Genomic DNA, 17739 nt, shown 5'->3' with positions numbered 1-17739 from the left:
GACAATGGATGCAACATTTAGTTTTTGTCTATGGGACGCTGCGTCAGGGAGAGAGTAATCATCACTTTCTGGCAAGCGCTCAGTTACTGGGTGTGCATGAAACGCAACCAACTTACGCACTACATGATTTAGGGGCTTACCCAGCTCTTACGGAAGGGCAACACTCTATTCGTGGTGAAGTTTACCTCATTGACAGCGATACATTGCAAACGCTGGATAGGTTGGAAGAGGTGCCAGTGGAATATCGCCGTGAAACCATAGATACCCCCTTTGGTGTTGCGTGGATCTATCTCTATCAAGATGCCAATCAGTTAGATAGCCTGATTGCTACTGGCGATTGGTGTCAACGAGTGTAAAAAAAAGCCAGCGTTGCTGGCTTTTTTCTTGATTACTTTTGTGCTCGCTTGTAAGAGGTGAGAATTTCTTCACGGGCCGCAGCGGCATCAGCCCAGCCATCGACTTTTACCCACTTTCCTGACTCAAGCTCTTTATAGCGTTCAAAGAAGTGTGTGATTTGTGCCTTTAACAACTCAGGCAGATCACCGACATCTTGAATGTGGTCATACTCTTTTGACAGTTTGCTGTGTGGCACCGCAACAACTTTGGCATCTTCACCTGATTCATCGGTCATTTTTAACACGCCAACTGGACGGCAGCGGATCACCGAGCCCGGTAGTAATGGATGCGGTGTGGGAACCAACACGTCAACAGGATCACCATCGAGTGACAAAGTGTGGTTAACGTAACCGTAGTTGCAAGGGTAAAACATCGGTGCAGACATGAAGCGATCGACAAATACCGCGCCAGAGTCCTTATCAACTTCGTATTTGATAGGGTCAGCATTGGCTGGGATTTCGATGACCACATAGATGTCATCGGGTAGGGACTTACCCGCAGGTACGTTATTTAAGCTCATTGAATTATCCTTTTCCTTAAGGGCTGAAACGAGGTCAATCGACCTGAGTTGCCATCAAATTTAACGGAAAATCGTACGAAATGTAACCTCATTGCCGATGAACTTTCATGGTAAGCGTTATCTTTAAAAAAATAAGCCACCAACAACATCATTTTAGTTGGTTATAAAAAACGCCTGCATAGCAGGCGTTAGTATTATTCTTCGTTTGGATTGAGTTCTAAAAACTCTTCTACTTTCCTTACCATATTTTTCGAACCGACGAAAAATGGCACACGCTGATGCAATTCGGTTGGCTTAATATCAAGGATCCGATTCACGCCATCTGAAGCCAAACCACCCGCTTGTTCAATGAGGTATGCCATAGGATTACATTCGTAAAGCAGGCGCAGCTTTCCGCTTGGGTGACTTTGAGTGCTTGGGTACAGGTAAATGCCGCCTTTGAGTAGATTACGGTGAAAATCAGCCACCAGCGAGCCAATGTAGCGCGATGTATAAGGGCGTTTCTCTTCCGGTTTATTTTCTTGGCAGTACTTAATGTATTTCTTTACCCCTAGCGGGAAGCGGATGTAATTGCCTTCATTGATCGAGTAGATGGTGCCATCTTGTGGGATCATCATATTTTCATGAGACAAGCAGAATGTACCCAGTGAAGGATCATAGGTAAAACCGTTGACGCCATGGCCTGTGGTGTACACCAACATGGTGGATGAGCCATAAATCACATAGCCAGCAGCGACCTGTTTGTGTCCCGGTTGAAGAAAATCTTCCTGAGTTGGTGGGGTTCCGATAGGGGAGACGCGGCGGTAAATCGAGAAAATGGTGCCGACTGACACATTCACATCGATGTTGGACGATCCATCTAAGGGGTCCATCAACACCACGTATTTGGCATTTTTGTTTAACTCTTTACTAAATGCGACGGCTTCGTCTTCCTCTTCACTGGCGACACCACAGACTTGATCGCGTGCTTCAAGTGCTGCTTTGAATTTTTCGTTAGCGTAAACATCCAGTTTTTGTTGAGCCTCTCCCTGAACATTTTCAGTACCGACAGCACCTGTAATATCACCAAGTCCAGCCGCATTGATTTCACGGTTGACGATTTTCGCAGCAAGTCGAATAGAAGAGAGAAGAGATGATAGATCACCGCTAGCGTGGGGGAAGTCCGCTTGTTTTTCAACAATGAACTCGCCAAGGGTGCGCATTCCAGACATGTTATTTCCTTAAACTTCACTCAAATTAAAATAGGGGGAATAAGCCAAGTATGATCTCTTATGGATCATTGGTAGGCTTCATTGCAAAGTGTAAGAGTTGGATCTTTTTATTGGTAATGAACTAACTGTTTGAGATCTCAATTTAATTGTCGACTTGATTCTCGTTTGCATTCAGTTAAAAACTGCCCAATAGTTGAGCGGTTGAGTCCAGCCTCGGTCAAAGGGTGATCAAAGAGGTTCGCATTTCAGGCCATAATCGCGATAATGAAGATCGATTAATTTCAGCACATGACAAGGTCAGGTTTATGCATATTCATATCTTGGGGATCTGCGGTACTTTTATGGGTGGCGCAGCGGTTTTGGCGCGTCAACTCGGACATAAAGTCACCGGGAGTGATGCCAATGTTTATCCACCAATGAGTACATTATTAGAGTCTCAAGGTATTGAAATCATTGAAGGCTTTGACCCATCACAACTGAATCCTGCCCCAGACCTTGTGGTGATTGGTAATGCAATGAGTCGTGGTAACCCGTGTGTCGAGTATGTGCTGAACAACAACCTGCGTTACACCTCGGGCCCTCAATGGCTACAGGAATTTTTATTGCATGATCGTTGGGTGTTGGCGGTCTCAGGTACCCACGGTAAAACAACCACTTCAAGTATGTTGGCTTGGATTCTGGAAGCGTGTGACTACCAGCCTGGTTTCTTAGTCGGTGGCGTGCTGGGCAACTTTGGTGTGTCGGCTCGACTAGGGGAAAGCATGTTTTTCGTGGTTGAGGCCGACGAATATGACAGCGCTTTTTTCGATAAACGTTCTAAGTTTGTTCACTACCATCCGCGTACGCTGATCATGAATAACCTTGAATTTGATCATGCAGATATTTTTGATGATCTCGAAGCGATTAAGCGCCAATTCCATCACTTAGTGCGCACCGTTCCGGGTAATGGGCGCATTCTTGCACCAAAACAAGATCAGGCTCTGGCGGATGTGTTGCAACGTGGCTGTTGGTCAGAGACGGAATACTCTGGCGAAGAGGGGGATTGGCTTGCAGAAAAAGTGACGCAAGATGGCTCACAATTCCACGTACTCTACCAAGGTGAGCGTGTAGGTACGGTAACATGGGATCTTGTTGGAGATCACAATGTTGATAACGCCTTGATGGCGATTGCGGCAGCTCGACACGTTGGAGTGACACCAGATTTAGCTTGTGAAGCGCTGGCTAAATTTATTAATACCAAGCGCCGATTGGAGCTTAAAGGCGAAGTGAATGGCGTTACGGTTTATGATGACTTTGCCCATCACCCCACCGCGATTGAACTGACGTTGGGTGGCTTACGTAACAAAGTCGGTGAGCAAGAGATCATTGCGGTACTTGAACCTCGTAGCGCGACGATGAAGCGTGGTGTCCATAAAGATACCTTAGCTGCGTCTCTCAAGCAGGCAGATAAAGTTTTCCTATACCAGCCAGATACCATTGATTGGTCGGTTGAAGACGTGGCGAAACAGTGTCAGCAACCAGCGTATGTCAGTAACAATATTGACCAGCTTGTCAGTGATATAGTCGCTCAGTCTGCTCCGGGTACTCAGATCTTAGTGATGAGCAATGGGGGCTTTGAAGGCATTCACGGCAAATTACTGGACAAGTTAGCACAATAAATTAGTGTTGAATTATGAGCGGAAATAACAAAGCGATAACACTGGCATGGACGGGCGCTTCCGGCGCACCTTATGGATTGCGATTGCTGCAATGCTTACTCGCGGCGGACTATCAAGTTTACTTGTTGATCTCATCTGCCGCTCGAGTGGTGCTGGCGACAGAACACAATCTGAAATTACCAGCTGGACCTGAGGCGGCGCAAAAAGCCTTGGTTGAGCACCTTAAGTGCGAGTCCGACAAACTGATTGTATGTGGTAAAGAAGACTGGTTTTCACCTGTGGCTTCGGGTTCGGCTGCGCCGAAACAGATGGTGGTGTGTCCGTGTTCAGCAGGGAGTGTCGCTGCCATTGCTCATGGCATGTCGGATAATCTGATAGAGCGCGCTGCAGATGTGGTGATCAAAGAACGCGGCCAATTGATGCTGGTGGTCCGTGAAACGCCATTTTCGACCATTCACTTAGAGAACATGCACAAGTTGTCACAAATGGGTGTGACTATCATGCCTGCGGCGCCCGGTTTTTATCATCAGCCACAAAGCATTGATGATTTGGTCGACTTTATGGTGGCTCGCATACTTGACCATTTAGGGATAGAGCAAGCGCTGGTGCCTCGCTGGGGCTACGATCAGCGTCAGTGATAAACTTGTTGGTAGCCAAGTTGTGACATAACGATTACAATCCACCCATACTCATCGGGGAGCTATTGATTGGATCAATGAAGCTGAGATCGAGCACTGCTCGGGACCCGTAATACCTGAACCAGATAATGCTGGCGTAGGAATTGAGTCAGGATATTTATCGCCGATAGGACGATCAAACCCTACCTCAAGCCTGTGCCGCTCAACAAGGAGAGAGCGAGCCGTGAAAACCACTCTTAGCGCGATTGCCATCGCAACCATTACTTCATTTTCCGCACATGCCGCAGACAAGACTTTAACGGTTTATACCTATGACTCCTTTACGGCAGAGTGGGGACCGGGTCCGAAAGTAGAAAAAGCCTTTGAAGCCAAATGTGGTTGCGATATTAATTTTGTCGCCTTAGACGATGGCGTCTCTATTCTCAATCGCTTACGTTTAGAAGGCAAAAACAGCAAAGCGGATATTGTGCTTGGTCTTGATAACAACCTAATGGCTGAAGCAAAAAAGACAGGCCTCTTGGCACAGCACGATGTTGATACTTCCAATACCACATTACCAAATGGTTGGTCAGACAAGACCTTTGTTCCTTATGATTACGGTTACTTTGCTTTTGTTTATAACAAAGAAAAGTTGACCAATCCGCCAAAGAGTTTGAAAGAGCTGGTTGAGCAGCGTGATGATCTAAAAGTGATTTACCAAGATCCTCGTACATCCACGCCAGGACAAGGCTTGATGTTATGGATGAAATCGGTTTATGGCGATAACGTGACGGATGCGTGGCAGCAACTGGCTAAGAAAACGGTCACCGTTACTAAAGGTTGGTGGGAAGCGTATTCAATGTTCCTTGAAGGAGAGTCTGATATGGTGCTGTCGTACACCACGTCTCCTGCGTATCACTTAATTGCCGAAAGTAATGCAAACTACGCAGCAGCCGACTTTGCGGAAGGCCACTACACTCAGGTTGAAGTCGCTGCGAAGCTGAAAAGCTCACAAAACCAGAAGCTAGCAGATGAATTCATGCACTTTATTTTGAGTGATGAGTTTCAAAGCGTGATGCCAACGGGCAACTGGATGTACCCGGTGACTGACGTTAAACTGCCGCAAGGGTTTGAAACGCTTACGGTACCGAAACAAGCATTGAGCTTTAGCTCCGATGAAGTGGCTGAAAACCGTAAGCCGTGGATTCGTGAATGGCAAAACGCGCTAACATTTTAAGGATTTTGTTTGAACAAGACGCCTAAGATCGGCATTGGGGTCGCGATAGTTATCGCGGCCTTTGTTATTTCAGCCTTGAGCGCTTTGCTGTTGGAAGCGCCGACGTTGGATCTGCGCCATATCTGGAATGATCGTTATTATCGCCATGTCACGCAGTTCAGTTTTTATCAGTCTTTGCTTTCGACCCTATTAAGTGTGGGGTTCGCTATCCCTGTCGCCCATGCCTTGTCTCGACGTCATTTTCCCGGTAAGTCGCTACTACTCAAATTATTTGCAACCACGCTCGTTTTACCAGTCTTAGTTGGCGTCTTTGGCCTGCTGGCGATATACGGAAACAGCGGCGTGCTAGCTGAGCTATTTGAGGCTTTCGATCAAGCGTTTCCTTTTTCGATATACGGCCTCAATGGGATTTTGCTGGCGCATGTCTTCTTTAACTTACCTTATGCGAGTCGCTTGTTATTGCAATCATTGGAAGGCATTCCTGATGAACAACATAAACTGTGCGCGCATTTGGGGATGAGTCATTGGCAAAAATTCAAACTAGTAGAATGGCCAAGACTGCGCCAACAAATACCGCATGTATGTGGTTTAGTGTTTATGTTGTGTTTCACCAGTTTTGCTGCCGTGATGGCACTTGGCGGTGGACCGAAATCTACCACCATCGAACTGGCCATTTATCAGGCGATAAAGTTTGATTTTGATCTGCAAACAGGGGCCATTCTGGCATTGTGGCAAATGCTACTGTGTGGCGTTATGGCGCTTTCGATACAACGCTTGGCGAAGCCAGTTTCAGTCAGCCGTGGCAGTCATCGTCGTTCTGCGACGCTTTATCAAACCTCTTTCAGCTCAACATGTTGGGACTGGAGTTGGATTGGTTTTTCGATGTTACTTGTTTTGCCTCCGCTTGCGATGGTGTTCATCAGTGGCTTAAACAGTCAAGCTTGGAAGGTGTTTAGTGATGAACGCTTTTGGTTGGCATTGAGTTCATCGCTGCAAGTGGCATCACTGGCGAGCGTTATTGCGCTAGTGGCAGGGATTACTATTCTACTGACGAGTCGTCACTGGCGAGTGCGCTCCCAACACTATCACGCCGATCAAATTGAGTTGATTGGTACCATCATTTTGGTGACACCGGGCTTGGTCATTAGTACCGGATTATTCTTGCTACTACGCAATTTTACCGATGCATTCAGTTATGCCTTTTGGGTTGTAGTCGCAGTGAATGCATTGATGGGATTGCCGTATGTTCTGAAGACCTTATCTCAACCGATGCTGCATATAGAGCAGCGCTACCAGTATTTGTGTGCCTCGTTGGGCTTGACTGGGTGGCAGCGGCTTAAGCTGGTGGAGTGGCGAGCTTTACGTAAACCGATGGCACACGCTTTTGCTATCAGCTTTATGTTTGCCATTGGTGATTTAAGTGCAATTGCGCTGTTCGGTAGCCAGCAATTTAGTACTTTACCGCTATACCTATTTCAGTTGTTAGGAAGCTACCAAATGCAGGCCGCTGCGGTGGTGTCACTCACGCTTTTATTGCTTAGTGTGCTCTGTTTTACCTTAATAGAGACATTATTTAAAACAAAGGAAACTCATGTTAACGGTTAATCAGGTGAAGTATCACTATCACAATGAAATGTTTGCCTTTGATCTTGAAGTGCAGCCACAGTCGATCGTTGCATTGATGGGGCCAAGTGGTGCTGGTAAGTCAACGCTATTGGCATTAATGGCAGGCTTTATTGATCCTGTCAGTGGTGATATTACTGTTTCTGGCCAATCTGTTCTCGGTGAGCCGCCACACAAGCGACCATTCGCCATGCTGTTTCAGGAGCACAACCTTTTTGCTCATTTGAGTGTCAGAGACAATATTGGCTTAGGTATTCATCCGGGGTTAAAGCTAAGTCAAAGTCAGCGAGAACAAATTGAAAAAGCGGCTCAACTGGTCGGCTTAACGGATTATCTTGACCGATTGCCCGAGCAGCTCTCTGGCGGGCAACGGCAGCGAGTGGCGTTAGCTCGATGTTTTGTTCAGCCTCATCCTGTCTGGTTATTGGATGAGCCATTTTCTGCGTTGGATCCGATCTTACGTGAAGAGATGCTTGTGTTGGTTCAGTCATTAGCGAAAGAAAGAGGTGTGACAGTAGTCATGGTGACTCACCATCTGAGTGATGCTAAAGCCATCGCCAGTCATTTTGCGTTTATGGCCGATGGCCGAGTGGATGTGACCGGTGAAATCTCACAGCTCAATGAGCAACATGACAATGCACATTTGCGTGAATTTGTGGCAGCAGGCCAATAATAATTTGAAGTAAAAAACTGAACAAATGAAAAAGCCTGACTCACGTCAGGCTTTTTTGTCTTTGGTCGGCGTTTAGAACTCTTCGTCGTTAAGCTCTTTTAAGATCTGGAAGATCTCTCGTGCCGCTTTTGGTGTTTTTTCCGCTTTTTTCTCTTTGGCTGCCTGACGTGCAAGCTGGCGTAAGCGCTGACGATCTGCGGCAGGGTATAGTTCCATCACATCAGCGATAGCACTGTCACCTTCGCTGACCACGCGATCACGCAGCGTTTCAAGTTTGTGCAGTACCGCGGTATTTTGCGAGTGTTTATTACGGACTTTATCCAGTGCTGCTTGAATCGGTTCTGGATCTTCATGACGCATGAGCTTACCGATGAATTGTAGCTGGCGGCGTCGCGCTTCGTTTTTAAAACGCTGCGCATCTTTGATCGCATCCGCCAGATCTTCACTCAATGGAAACTTCTCTAAAACCGAAGGTTTCAAATTCACAAGCTCTTCGCCAAGCTTCTGTAATTCTTCCATATCGCGTTTCATCTCGGTCTTACTTACCCAGATGATCTCTTCTTCCGGCTCCCAAGGCGCTTTTTGGTTTTTACGGGCCATGTTTAAACTGCCTATATCACTATCTCGAACTAATATTGATCTATTTTAACAAGAATCGTGGGGAGAAAGCGAAATTCTTGATATCCTAACTTCAATAGACGCAAAAATTGAATGAGATATGGACGTAAAACAACAAGTTGCTCAACAGCGTGTTGAGTTGGAAGCTGCCGTTGCTAAGGCGCTCGATATGGCTGCTGAAAAAGCGGATGCTGCGGAAGTCGCGATCACTAAAACTACCGGGATCAGTGTTTCGACCCGAATGTGTGAAGTTGAAAACGTAGAGTTTAACAGCGATGGCGCTTTGGGTATCACGGTATATCGCGGGCAACGTAAAGGCAGTGCATCAACGTCCGATCTGAGTGAAAAAGCGATTCAGCAAACGGTACTCGCTGCATTAGATATTGCGCAATATACCTCGGAAGATCCTTATGCAGGCCCTGCGCCGAAAGAGCTGATGGTGAAAGAGATCCCTGATTTGGATCTTTTCCATCCAGATACGCCTGATCCTGACTATGCAGCAAAGGTTGCCATTGCTGCAGAGCAGCAAGCGCTTGGTTTCAGTGATGCTATCAAACAAAGTGATGGCGCGAGCTATGATAGCCATTATGGCTTGAAGGTATACGGAAATAGCCATGGTTTACTTGCCAGTTATGCATCCAGCCGCCAAAGCACCAGTTGCTGTGTGATCGGTCAAGGAAATAATGGCGAGATGGAACGTGACTACAGCTATACAGTAGCACGCCACAAAGATGATTTGTGGAGCCCGGAAGAGGTGGGACGCCGTGCGGCGGAAAAAACAGTCAGCCGTTTAGATGCCAAAAAATTAGCGACTGGCCAATACCCAGTGATGTTTGCCGCTGATGTTGCAACAGGATTGATGGGACATTTGGTCATGGCGATCAGTGGCGGTAACTTGTATCGCAAGTCGTCTTTCTTGCTTGATCACCTTGGCCAACAGATTTTACCTGAATGGTTTAATATCGAAGAAAAGCCCCATGTACTGCGTGGCTTAGCATCCAGCCCATTTGATAGCGAAGGTGTGTTTACCCAAGATCGCCAAATTATTACCGATGGTGTGCTATCGAGCTACCTATTAACGAGTTACGCGGCGCGTAAGATGAATATGACGCCAACAGGCCATGCTGGTGGTATTCATAACTGGTTTGTACAATCGACAGGACAAAGCTTTGAGCAGATGCTAAAAGAGTTAGGTACTGGTCTGCTGGTTACGGAAGTGATGGGACAAGGTGTCAACGTGGTGACTGGCGATTACTCTCGTGGTGCGGCAGGATTCTGGGTTGAAAATGGTGAAATTCAGTACCCTGTCTCTGAAATCACCATCGCGGGTAACCTCAAGCAGATGTTTAGTCAGATTGTCGCGGTTGGTAAAGATGTCGAAACACGTTCACAAATCCAAACAGGTTCGGTTCTATTGGAATCGATGAAAGTGGCGGGTGAGTAAGCATTACCGTTTTAGTCGATACAAAAAAGGTTGGCATATGCCAACCTTTTTTCTTGATGACGACTAGCCTTCAAACAGTTCGGTATGCAGTTTTTGAATGGCGGCTTTGGAAACAGACTCGTGCAGTAAAAAGCACAAATTATGCGGGCTGGCGCCGTAACAAATCATACGCAGATTAAAGTCTTCCAGCGTGCCAAAGACTTGTTTTGCGTAGCCTTTGCTTTCACTCATGTTATTTCCGATGAGAGCGACCAGACATAGGTTGTGTTCCACTTCCACAGTACATAGCTCTTCAAGTTCACGTTTCGCTTCTTCAGGCAACTGCGGCGCGCCACCTGACGTATCGGTTTGGTCAAGTGTTAAAGAGACACTGATCTCTGATGTAGTGATGAGATCCACCGAGACTTTGTGTTTGGCTAAGATCTCAAAAACTTTAGCTAAGAAGCCATAGGCGTGGAACATCTTTGCACTGCGTAGTGTGATCATGGTTTGGTTGCAACGAAGTGCTAGGGCACGGAACAGTGGTGAGCTTTCCACTTGGTGTCGAATCCAAGTCCCGCCTTTTTCAGGCTCTTTTGAGGAGCCGACAAAAACAGGAATATCATGACGCAATGCCGGAACAAGCGTGGAGGGGTGAAGGATCTTGGCACCAAAATTGGCCATTTCAGAGGCTTCACTGAAGCTGATTTCGGGAATTGGTGAAGCTTTGGCTGCAATGCGTGGATCGGTGGTGTAGATGCCAGGCACGTCCGTCCAGATCTCTAAGCCTGCGGCTTCAACGGCTTCGGCAATGAGCGCTGCACTGTAATCGCTGCCACCACGACCTAAGGTCGTAGTATTGCCATGTTCGTCTGAGCCAATAAAGCCCTGTGTAATCACCACATGTTCACGACAAAGTGGTACCAGTTTATCTTGTGCTAGCTGATAAATAGTCTCAACATCGGGTTCAGCTTTACCAAAATTATTGTCGGTGCGTAAAATATCTCGGATATCAAAGCGGACGGCATTCACACCACGTTCGCGCATTAACTGAGTCAGTAGATGTGTCGACATAAGTTCGCCACAAGCGACCAAGTGATCCGTGAGCTTTGCACTGGCTTGGATGGAGGCCGCTTCGGCAAGACTGGTGACGGTATCTAGAATGGCATACACTTCGGTCGCAGTTGCTGTTGCATCTTGAAGCTGGCTCAATACCGCTTCATGAATATTCGCAAGTTGTTGCAATACTTCATTTCGGTGGTCGCTATCGGTGACCCCATTGGCCAACTCAACCAATAGATTGGTTACGCCAGAGCAGGCACTGCTCACGACTAATTTGGTTTGTGTATTATTTTCTATGATGGCCGAACAGCGGCTCATGGCTTCAAAATTAGCGACACTGGTTCCGCCAAACTTGGCTACGTTAAATGCGCTCACAGCATTTCTCCCACGACTTCCTTAAAAATTACAGTTGTTGCAAATCAACATCCAATGTACGAAGAGAGTTTTAGAGCAATAGAGAGGTAGAGTTATTTTAGAAAGGATCTCCTCAGAAGCTCTTCATCAGATTTTGCTGATGACAGTTGATGGGACTCAACCCAAGTCAACCGACAGATCAAACCCGACAATTTTGATCTATCTCGGCACTGCTCCCCCTGAATGTTCTGTTTCGGAATTGCGGTTCCACAAAACATCTGCCTGGGCAGTGCTCCTCTTCTGCATAAAAGCCCATTCATTGAACGTTTTTATGTGAGCTTTGTCAATGAGTAATTTCACCATATAGCAGTAACTGGTTAACAACTTTGTGACACTGGTTTGACCTCTAGACTTAGGGCTAATTGCTGCATTGGATTATTTCTATTACTGTGAATAGATGCCTTATTAAGCTGCCAGGAGCAATTATGACTATTCAAAGCTTTAATCCACCACGTCGTATTCTTATGGGCCCCGGCCCGTCCGACATTTCTCCACAAGTATTACAGGCCCTGAGTCGACCGACTGTTGGTCATTTAGACCCACTTTTTATCCAGATGATGGATGAAGTGAAGCAATTGCTTAAATATGCGTTCCAAACAGAGAACGACTTTACCATTGCGGTTTCAGCGCCCGGTAGTGCTGGTATGGAGGCTTGCTTTGTCAACTTGATAGAACAAGGAGATAAAGTCATTGTTTGTCGCAATGGGGTATTTGGTGAGCGAATGCGTGAGAATGTGGTTCGTGCAGGTGGTGAAGCAGTTGTCGTAGATGATGAATGGGGCCAGCCAGTTTCACTTGCTAAGGTAGAACAAGCATTAAAAGAGAATCCTGATGCCAAAATTCTGGCCTTTGTTCATGCCGAAACATCCACAGGGGCATGTTCTGACGCTCAAGCATTGGGGGCGCTTGCCAAGCAATACGGCGTATTGAGTATTATGGATGCGGTGACGTCGCTTGGTGGCGTTCCACTTAAAGTCGATGAATGGCAATTGGATGCTGTGTATTCAGGTAGTCAGAAGTGCTTATCTTGCGTGCCGGGGTTGTCTCCCGTGACATTTTCTCCAGCGGCAATAGAGAAAATTCAATCACGAAAAACGCCAGTACAGAGCTGGTTTCTCGATCAAAGCTTAGTGTTAGGCTATTGGAGTGGGGAAGGAAAACGCAGTTACCACCATACCGCGCCGGTGAATAGCCTTTATGCGCTGCATGAAGCGCTGCTGATATTGAAAAATGAGGGGTTAGAGACGGCTTGGCAGCGACACCGCATCATGCATGACAAGCTTAAGGTAGGATTGCAGAAACTGGGCTTCGAGTTTGTGGTGGAAGAAAGCTGTCGTTTGCCTCAACTGAACGCGGTATATGTGCCTGAAGGTATCGATGAAGCTCATATTCGTCAGCATTTATTGACCAAGTACAATCTTGAAATCGGTGCGGGTTTAGGGGCATTGGCAGGAAAAGCGTGGCGAATTGGCCTTATGGGGTATGCCGCACGTGAAGAAAACGTCGCTTTATGTTTGAAAGCGTTGGAAGAATCGCTTTCTCAATAAAGGGCAAATTGAAAAAGTTCAGGGCGACATGTTGTCGCCCTTTTTATTACTCTTTTGTCGCGCTTTGCTGAGCTGCACTGATTGTTGGTGGGATATATTGCACCTCAGTAAAGTCGAGGTTGGGGAATAAAAATTGCGCTTCACTGCGGATTTGTTCTGCTCGCCCATCTTGCCCTAAGCCTTGATAGGCCAAGATCAAGTTATTGTAAAATGCAGGTCTTGGTTTGCTTTTTATGATATTCAGTGACCAGTCAATATAGGGCTGAATCAGTTCCGCATCTTGTTTGAATAAACCGATATTAAGATAAGTACTGTAGATATCCCAATCGTAGCGATCTTTCCAGACGACTGGGTTAGTTACTTGCTCCAAAATCTCAGGATTGGATGGATTTGAGGTTTCGTATTTGGTGAGCACGTAATTGGTATGGAGCGCGCTGAGCATATACACGCTGGTCAATATCGGCAAAACTAAGCTTGTGACTCTGAGTAAGGTTTTACTAACGATACTAAACGAAACTTCTCGTTGGCTCGATACGCGTTGATCTACCCAATAAAGCAAAATAATAAAGACGAGCCAATGCACTGCGGAGTGATAAAACGGGTATTCAAGTTGGGAATGCAGCACGATGGGAACAAACAAGGCAAACATTGCCAAGCGTGTTCCTTTTTTAGCTTGGTAGAGGCGCGCGAGTACAAGGCCTGCGGCGAGAAGGATGCCCAACACGGGGAGTAGACCTCCTTCAACTGCCCAGTAAAGGAGCTCATTATGGGGGTGATCCATCGAAGGGAGCCCTGCTTTGTAATCAGGATTGAGTTGGTGTTGTCTAGCGGTATATAAAATGTACTCAGACTCAAACTTTCCGTAACCATAGCCAGTAAAAGGCTTTTCGACCACCATATCTAGCGTTTGAGGAAAGGTGTAGCTTCTCGGGCTTTCCATATGCATTTTGTCTGCTGCGATACCGCCATCGCCACTTGAACTCATTACGATGGTTAACCCTACAATGATGCCACTCACTGAGAAGCCGAGCCAACCCCAGAAACGTTTTCGATTGGCAAAACGGTATAGATAAGGCAACAACATGACGACAGAAAGGACAGAGGCCAACCAGCCAGTACGAGAACCAAGAATGATCAATAATGGCAATGTCAGAAGTGGTAGTAGATAAAGCAGGGCGACATCACTAATTTTTCGATGATACTTCACCGGCTGACGAGCAAGCAGATAGCCAGAAATTGCAAGACCAGTAGCAAGAAAACTGGCCATCACATTGGGTTGCTGGAAAATACCATAAGGGCGGTTGGCTAGAGTGTCATAACCAAACAGGTTACCGGGCTTAAGCATAGTGTATTGAAACCAACCAAATAAGGCTTCAATGACTACCCCAATGACGATAAACCAAAGTAGTCGCTGTTTTTGTTTGTTACTGAAGCGAAATTGTTGCAATACAATAAAGAACAGTAACCCCGCCCATAACCCAGTGAGTTTACCAACTGAATGGGATAGGCTGGAATCAGGGTAGATCACCGGTAAGGTGAGCATGATGGCGCTGATAAACAGGCCTATGGTCAGCTTGTTATAACGAAGAGCTTGTTCGGTGCCCAGTTGATATAGCCCAAGGGCCAAAGCGAAACTAAAAGCTAACCATGTGGTTGGATTGAATGATAAGGCGAGTCCAGAGCCTCCTGGATTTGGCATAAAAAAGTGCATGGCAATCACAAACAACACTGCAAGCGAAACCAGAAAAGGTTTGTTCAGTGGAAGTTTGGTCGCTTGAGGTTCAAGCTGAGTGCCAGAAAGGTGTACCGTCGCCATTGTATTTGTTGCCTCAACATAAAAAGAAACCAGCGATGACATGTCGCTGGTTTTACGACTTTACTACTTTTTATTAGTCTAACATAGGCTTAAGGAATCGTGCTGTGTGCGAACCTTCGACCAATGACACATCTTCCGGTGTGCCTTGTGCAATGATTTCACCACCGCCTTGTCCACCTTCCGGACCTAGGTCGATGATCCAGTCGGCTGTCTTGATCACATCGAGGTTGTGTTCAATCACGACGACGGTATTGCCATGATCACGTAGGCGATGTAGTACTGTAAGTAACTGTTGGATATCGTGGAAGTGCAACCCTGTCGTCGGCTCATCTAAGATGTATAAAGTTTTACCTGTATCGCGTTTAGAAAGCTCACGAGCCAGTTTTACCCGTTGGGCCTCACCACCTGATAGTGTTGTTGCCGCCTGGCCGAGTCGGATATAGGACAAGCCTACATCCATTAATGTTTGCAGTTTACGCGCAATAACGGGGACTGGATCGAAGTATTCACGTGCGTCTTCCACTGTCATTTCCAAGACCTCATCAATGGTCTTGCCTTTGTAGCGTACTTCTAGTGTTTCTCGATTGTAGCGTTTGCCTTTACACACATCACAAGGGACATATACATCCGGGAGAAAGTGCATTTCTACTTTGATCACGCCATCACCTTGGCAGGCTTCACAGCGTCCGCCTCGAACGTTAAAGCTGAAACGTCCCGGTTTATAGCCGCGAGAACGAGATTCTTGAGTGCCAGCGAATAGCTCACGGATTGGGGTAAAGATGCCCGTATAGGTGGCTGGGTTTGAACGCGGAGTTCGCCCTATTGGACTTTGGTCGATATCAATGACTTTATCAAAATGCTCTAGCCCTTGGATCTTTTTGTATGGTGCAGGTGTCGCGGTTGTGGCGCCATTGAGCTGAGTGTGCGCAATCTTAAAGAATGTATCGTTAATTAGAGTCGATTTACCTGAGCCAGAAACGCCAGTAATACAGCTAAATAGCCCGACAGGGATGGTTAGGTTAACGTCTTTTAAGTTGTTACCAGTCGCGCCAGAGAGTTTCACCACTTTCTTTTTGTTTATTGGCGTGCGCTGTTTGGGGATTTCAATGGCTTTTTTTCCGCTGAGGTATTGGCCTGTCAGAGATGCAGGATTAGCGATGATCTCTTCCATAGTACCTTCCGCCACCACTGAGCCACCATGCACACCGGCGCCAGGGCCGATATCGATGACATGATCCGCCATGCGAATGGCGTCTTCATCATGTTCAACCACTAAAACGGTATTTCCCAGATCGCGAAGGTGGGTCAGAGTTTGTAGTAAGCGTTCGTTGTCTCGTTGATGTAGGCCGATTGAAGGCTCATCTAACACGTACATGACGCCCACTAATCCGGCGCCAATTTGACTTGCCAGACGAATACGTTGTGCTTCTCCGCCAGATAATGTTTCCGCACTACGGGAAAGGTTTAGATAGTTTAGTCCCACATTAACAAGGAATTGCAGCCTGTCATTGATCTCCTTCATGACCTTTTCTGCAATTTGAGCACGTTGTCCTTCGAGCGTTAGCGACTGGAAGAAAGAAAGTGCATCGGCAATGCTGAGTTCGGTAATTTCAGGCAATGTGGTGTCATTAATGAACACATTTCTTGCTTCTAAACGCAGGCGGCTGCCATTACAGCTAGTACATGACTTGGTCGAAATGTATTTGGCCAAATCTTCACGCACCGAGTTTGACTCTGTATCGCGATAGCGACGTTCAAGGGTATTGAGGATCCCTTCAAATGGGTGGCGTTTCACACGAATATCACCACGGTCATTGATGTATTTAAATTCAATCTCTGTGCGACCTGAGCCTTTTAAGATGATATCGCGTGTTTTACTTGGCAATGACTTAAAGGGCTTATGTAGATCAAACCCATAATGATCCGCTAAAGAGGTCAGCATCTGAAAGTAATAGTAGTTTTTCTGATCCCAGCCACGGATGGCGCCTTGCGCCAAGCTAAGAGTGTCATCTTGAATCACTCGCGCGGGGTCAAAATACTGCTGCACACCTAATCCATCACAGGTACCACAAGCACCTGCTGGGTTGTTGAATGAGAACAGACGAGGTTCAAGCTCTTGCATGCTGTAACCACAATGTGGACAGGCAAAATTAGCAGAAAACACAGTTTCTTCACCGTCGCCATCCATCGGTGCGACAACCGCGATGCCACCAGATAACTCTAGTGTTGTTTCAAATGATTCAGCAAGACGTTGCTGGAGATCGTCACGTACTTTAAAGCGGTCAACTACCACTTCAATCGTATGCTTTTTATGCAATTCAAGTGTCGGTGGATCAGATAAATCGCAAGTTTCACCATCAATGCGTGCTCGAATAAACCCTTGTGCCGCTAAATTTTCAAGCGTCTTGACATGCTCACCCTTTCGCTCCTTTACGATCGGAGCAAGTAACATCATTTTTGAACCTTCTGGCAGTTCAAGAACTTTATCCACCATTTGGCTGATCGTTTGGGCGGCAAGTGGTGCGTGATGTTCTGGGCAGCGAGGCTCACCAACGCGAGCGTATAATAAACGCAGATAGTCGTAGACTTCGGTGATGGTACCTACGGTAGAACGAGGGTTATGAGAGGTAGACTTTTGTTCAATAGAAATCGCAGGTGATAAACCTTCTATATGATCAACATCAGGCTTTTCCATCAGTGATAAAAACTGACGAGCATAGGCTGACAATGACTCAACATAGCGACGCTGACCTTCAGCATAAAGGGTGTCAAAGGCGAGTGATGATTTGCCTGAGCCGGACAGGCCTGTGACCACAATCAATTTATCCCGAGGGATGGTTAGATTCACATTTTTCAGGTTGTGGGTTCGGGCACCACGAACTTCTATTTTGTCCATTCTCTTGCTCTGTGTAATACCAAGTCGC

14 protein-coding genes and 2 riboswitches are annotated in these 17739 nt (G+C 46.6%); of the genes, 8 read left to right on the top strand and 6 right to left on the bottom strand.

What is annotated here, in order from left to right:
* The first annotated feature begins 8 nt into the window (after nucleotides 1-8).
* Nucleotides 9-356 carry a gamma-glutamylcyclotransferase family protein gene (locus ACQEXS_RS15975; protein ID WP_427011500.1) on the top strand — a complete coding sequence of 116 codons (348 nt, stop codon included), beginning with the start codon at nucleotides 9-11 and terminating at the stop codon, nucleotides 354-356.
* A 32-nt stretch (nucleotides 357-388) separates the two neighbouring features.
* Here the strand turns inward: ACQEXS_RS15975 and ppa are convergent, their stop codons facing one another.
* Both ppa and fbp read right to left on the bottom strand, forming a co-directional pair.
* Complete coding sequence (gene ppa / locus ACQEXS_RS15970) at nucleotides 389-916, bottom strand: inorganic diphosphatase (RefSeq protein ID WP_427014488.1); 528 nt, start codon at nucleotides 914-916, stop codon at nucleotides 389-391.
* Between the two features lie 194 nt (nucleotides 917-1110).
* Nucleotides 1111-2127, bottom strand: a complete 1017-nt coding sequence (gene fbp, locus ACQEXS_RS15965) for a class 1 fructose-bisphosphatase (protein WP_367988044.1) — start codon at nucleotides 2125-2127, stop codon at nucleotides 1111-1113.
* A 305-nt stretch (nucleotides 2128-2432) separates the two neighbouring features.
* Here fbp and mpl point away from each other — a divergent pair, with 305 nt between their 5' ends.
* The 5 genes from mpl to thiQ all read left to right on the top strand — a co-directional run bounded on the left by mpl (nucleotide 2433) and on the right by thiQ (nucleotide 7935).
* On the top strand, nucleotides 2433-3785 hold the full coding sequence (gene mpl / locus ACQEXS_RS15960; protein WP_427014487.1) for a UDP-N-acetylmuramate:L-alanyl-gamma-D-glutamyl-meso-diaminopimelate ligase: 1353 nt from the start codon (nucleotides 2433-2435) through the stop codon (nucleotides 3783-3785).
* A gap of 14 nt (nucleotides 3786-3799) precedes the next feature.
* Nucleotides 3800-4423, top strand: a complete 624-nt coding sequence (locus tag ACQEXS_RS15955) for a flavin prenyltransferase UbiX (RefSeq protein ID WP_427014486.1) — start codon at nucleotides 3800-3802, stop codon at nucleotides 4421-4423.
* A 45-nt stretch (nucleotides 4424-4468) separates the two neighbouring features.
* Nucleotides 4469-4583: riboswitch (TPP riboswitch) on the top strand.
* Nucleotides 4584-4646: 63 nt separating this feature from the next.
* Nucleotides 4647-5639 carry a thiamine ABC transporter substrate binding subunit gene (thiB, locus tag ACQEXS_RS15950; RefSeq protein WP_367988047.1) on the top strand — a complete coding sequence of 331 codons (993 nt, stop codon included), beginning with the start codon at nucleotides 4647-4649 and terminating at the stop codon, nucleotides 5637-5639.
* Nucleotides 5640-5648: 9 nt separating this feature from the next.
* Nucleotides 5649-7244 carry a thiamine/thiamine pyrophosphate ABC transporter permease ThiP gene (gene thiP / locus ACQEXS_RS15945; RefSeq protein ID WP_427014485.1) on the top strand — a complete coding sequence of 532 codons (1596 nt, stop codon included), beginning with the start codon at nucleotides 5649-5651 and terminating at the stop codon, nucleotides 7242-7244.
* Entirely contained in the window at nucleotides 7231-7935 is a 705-nt protein-coding gene (gene thiQ, locus ACQEXS_RS15940) for a thiamine ABC transporter ATP-binding protein (RefSeq protein WP_427014484.1), read from the top strand. Before thiP ends, thiQ begins: the two co-directional genes overlap by 14 nt.
* 72 nt (nucleotides 7936-8007) lie before the next feature.
* Here thiQ and yjgA read toward each other — a convergent pair whose 3' ends face one another.
* Nucleotides 8008-8535 (bottom strand): ribosome biogenesis factor YjgA, encoded by a 528-nt coding sequence (gene yjgA / locus ACQEXS_RS15935; RefSeq protein WP_367988050.1) that lies wholly within the window; start codon nucleotides 8533-8535, stop codon nucleotides 8008-8010.
* Nucleotides 8536-8653: 118 nt separating this feature from the next.
* Here yjgA and pmbA point away from each other — a divergent pair, with 118 nt between their 5' ends.
* Complete coding sequence (gene pmbA / locus ACQEXS_RS15930; protein WP_427014483.1) at nucleotides 8654-9997, top strand: metalloprotease PmbA; 1344 nt, start codon at nucleotides 8654-8656, stop codon at nucleotides 9995-9997.
* A 63-nt stretch (nucleotides 9998-10060) separates the two neighbouring features.
* Here the strand turns inward: pmbA and lysC are convergent, their stop codons facing one another.
* The gene (gene lysC, locus ACQEXS_RS15925; protein WP_427014482.1) at nucleotides 10061-11413 is read right to left on the bottom strand and encodes a lysine-sensitive aspartokinase 3; all 1353 of its coding nucleotides are present in this window, start codon (nucleotides 11411-11413) and stop codon (nucleotides 10061-10063) included.
* A gap of 108 nt (nucleotides 11414-11521) precedes the next feature.
* Nucleotides 11522-11700: riboswitch (Lysine riboswitch) on the bottom strand.
* Nucleotides 11701-11877: 177 nt separating this feature from the next.
* Between lysC and ACQEXS_RS15920 the strand changes: the two genes are divergently transcribed.
* Nucleotides 11878-12999 carry a pyridoxal-phosphate-dependent aminotransferase family protein gene (locus tag ACQEXS_RS15920; protein WP_427014481.1) on the top strand — a complete coding sequence of 374 codons (1122 nt, stop codon included), beginning with the start codon at nucleotides 11878-11880 and terminating at the stop codon, nucleotides 12997-12999.
* A gap of 46 nt (nucleotides 13000-13045) precedes the next feature.
* Here ACQEXS_RS15920 and ACQEXS_RS15915 read toward each other — a convergent pair whose 3' ends face one another.
* Nucleotides 13046-14815 carry a PglL family O-oligosaccharyltransferase gene (locus ACQEXS_RS15915; RefSeq protein WP_427014480.1) on the bottom strand — a complete coding sequence of 590 codons (1770 nt, stop codon included), beginning with the start codon at nucleotides 14813-14815 and terminating at the stop codon, nucleotides 13046-13048.
* A 73-nt stretch (nucleotides 14816-14888) separates the two neighbouring features.
* Nucleotides 14889-17711 (bottom strand): excinuclease ABC subunit UvrA, encoded by a 2823-nt coding sequence (gene uvrA / locus ACQEXS_RS15910; protein ID WP_427014479.1) that lies wholly within the window; start codon nucleotides 17709-17711, stop codon nucleotides 14889-14891.
* Between the last annotated feature and the right edge of the window lie 28 nt (nucleotides 17712-17739).

Origin of the sequence: Vibrio sp. TRT 17S01 (assembly GCF_050113695.1) — a bacterium.
Taxonomy (GTDB): domain Bacteria; phylum Pseudomonadota; class Gammaproteobacteria; order Enterobacterales; family Vibrionaceae; genus Vibrio.
This window is presented reverse-complemented; position numbering and strand designations above follow the sequence as displayed.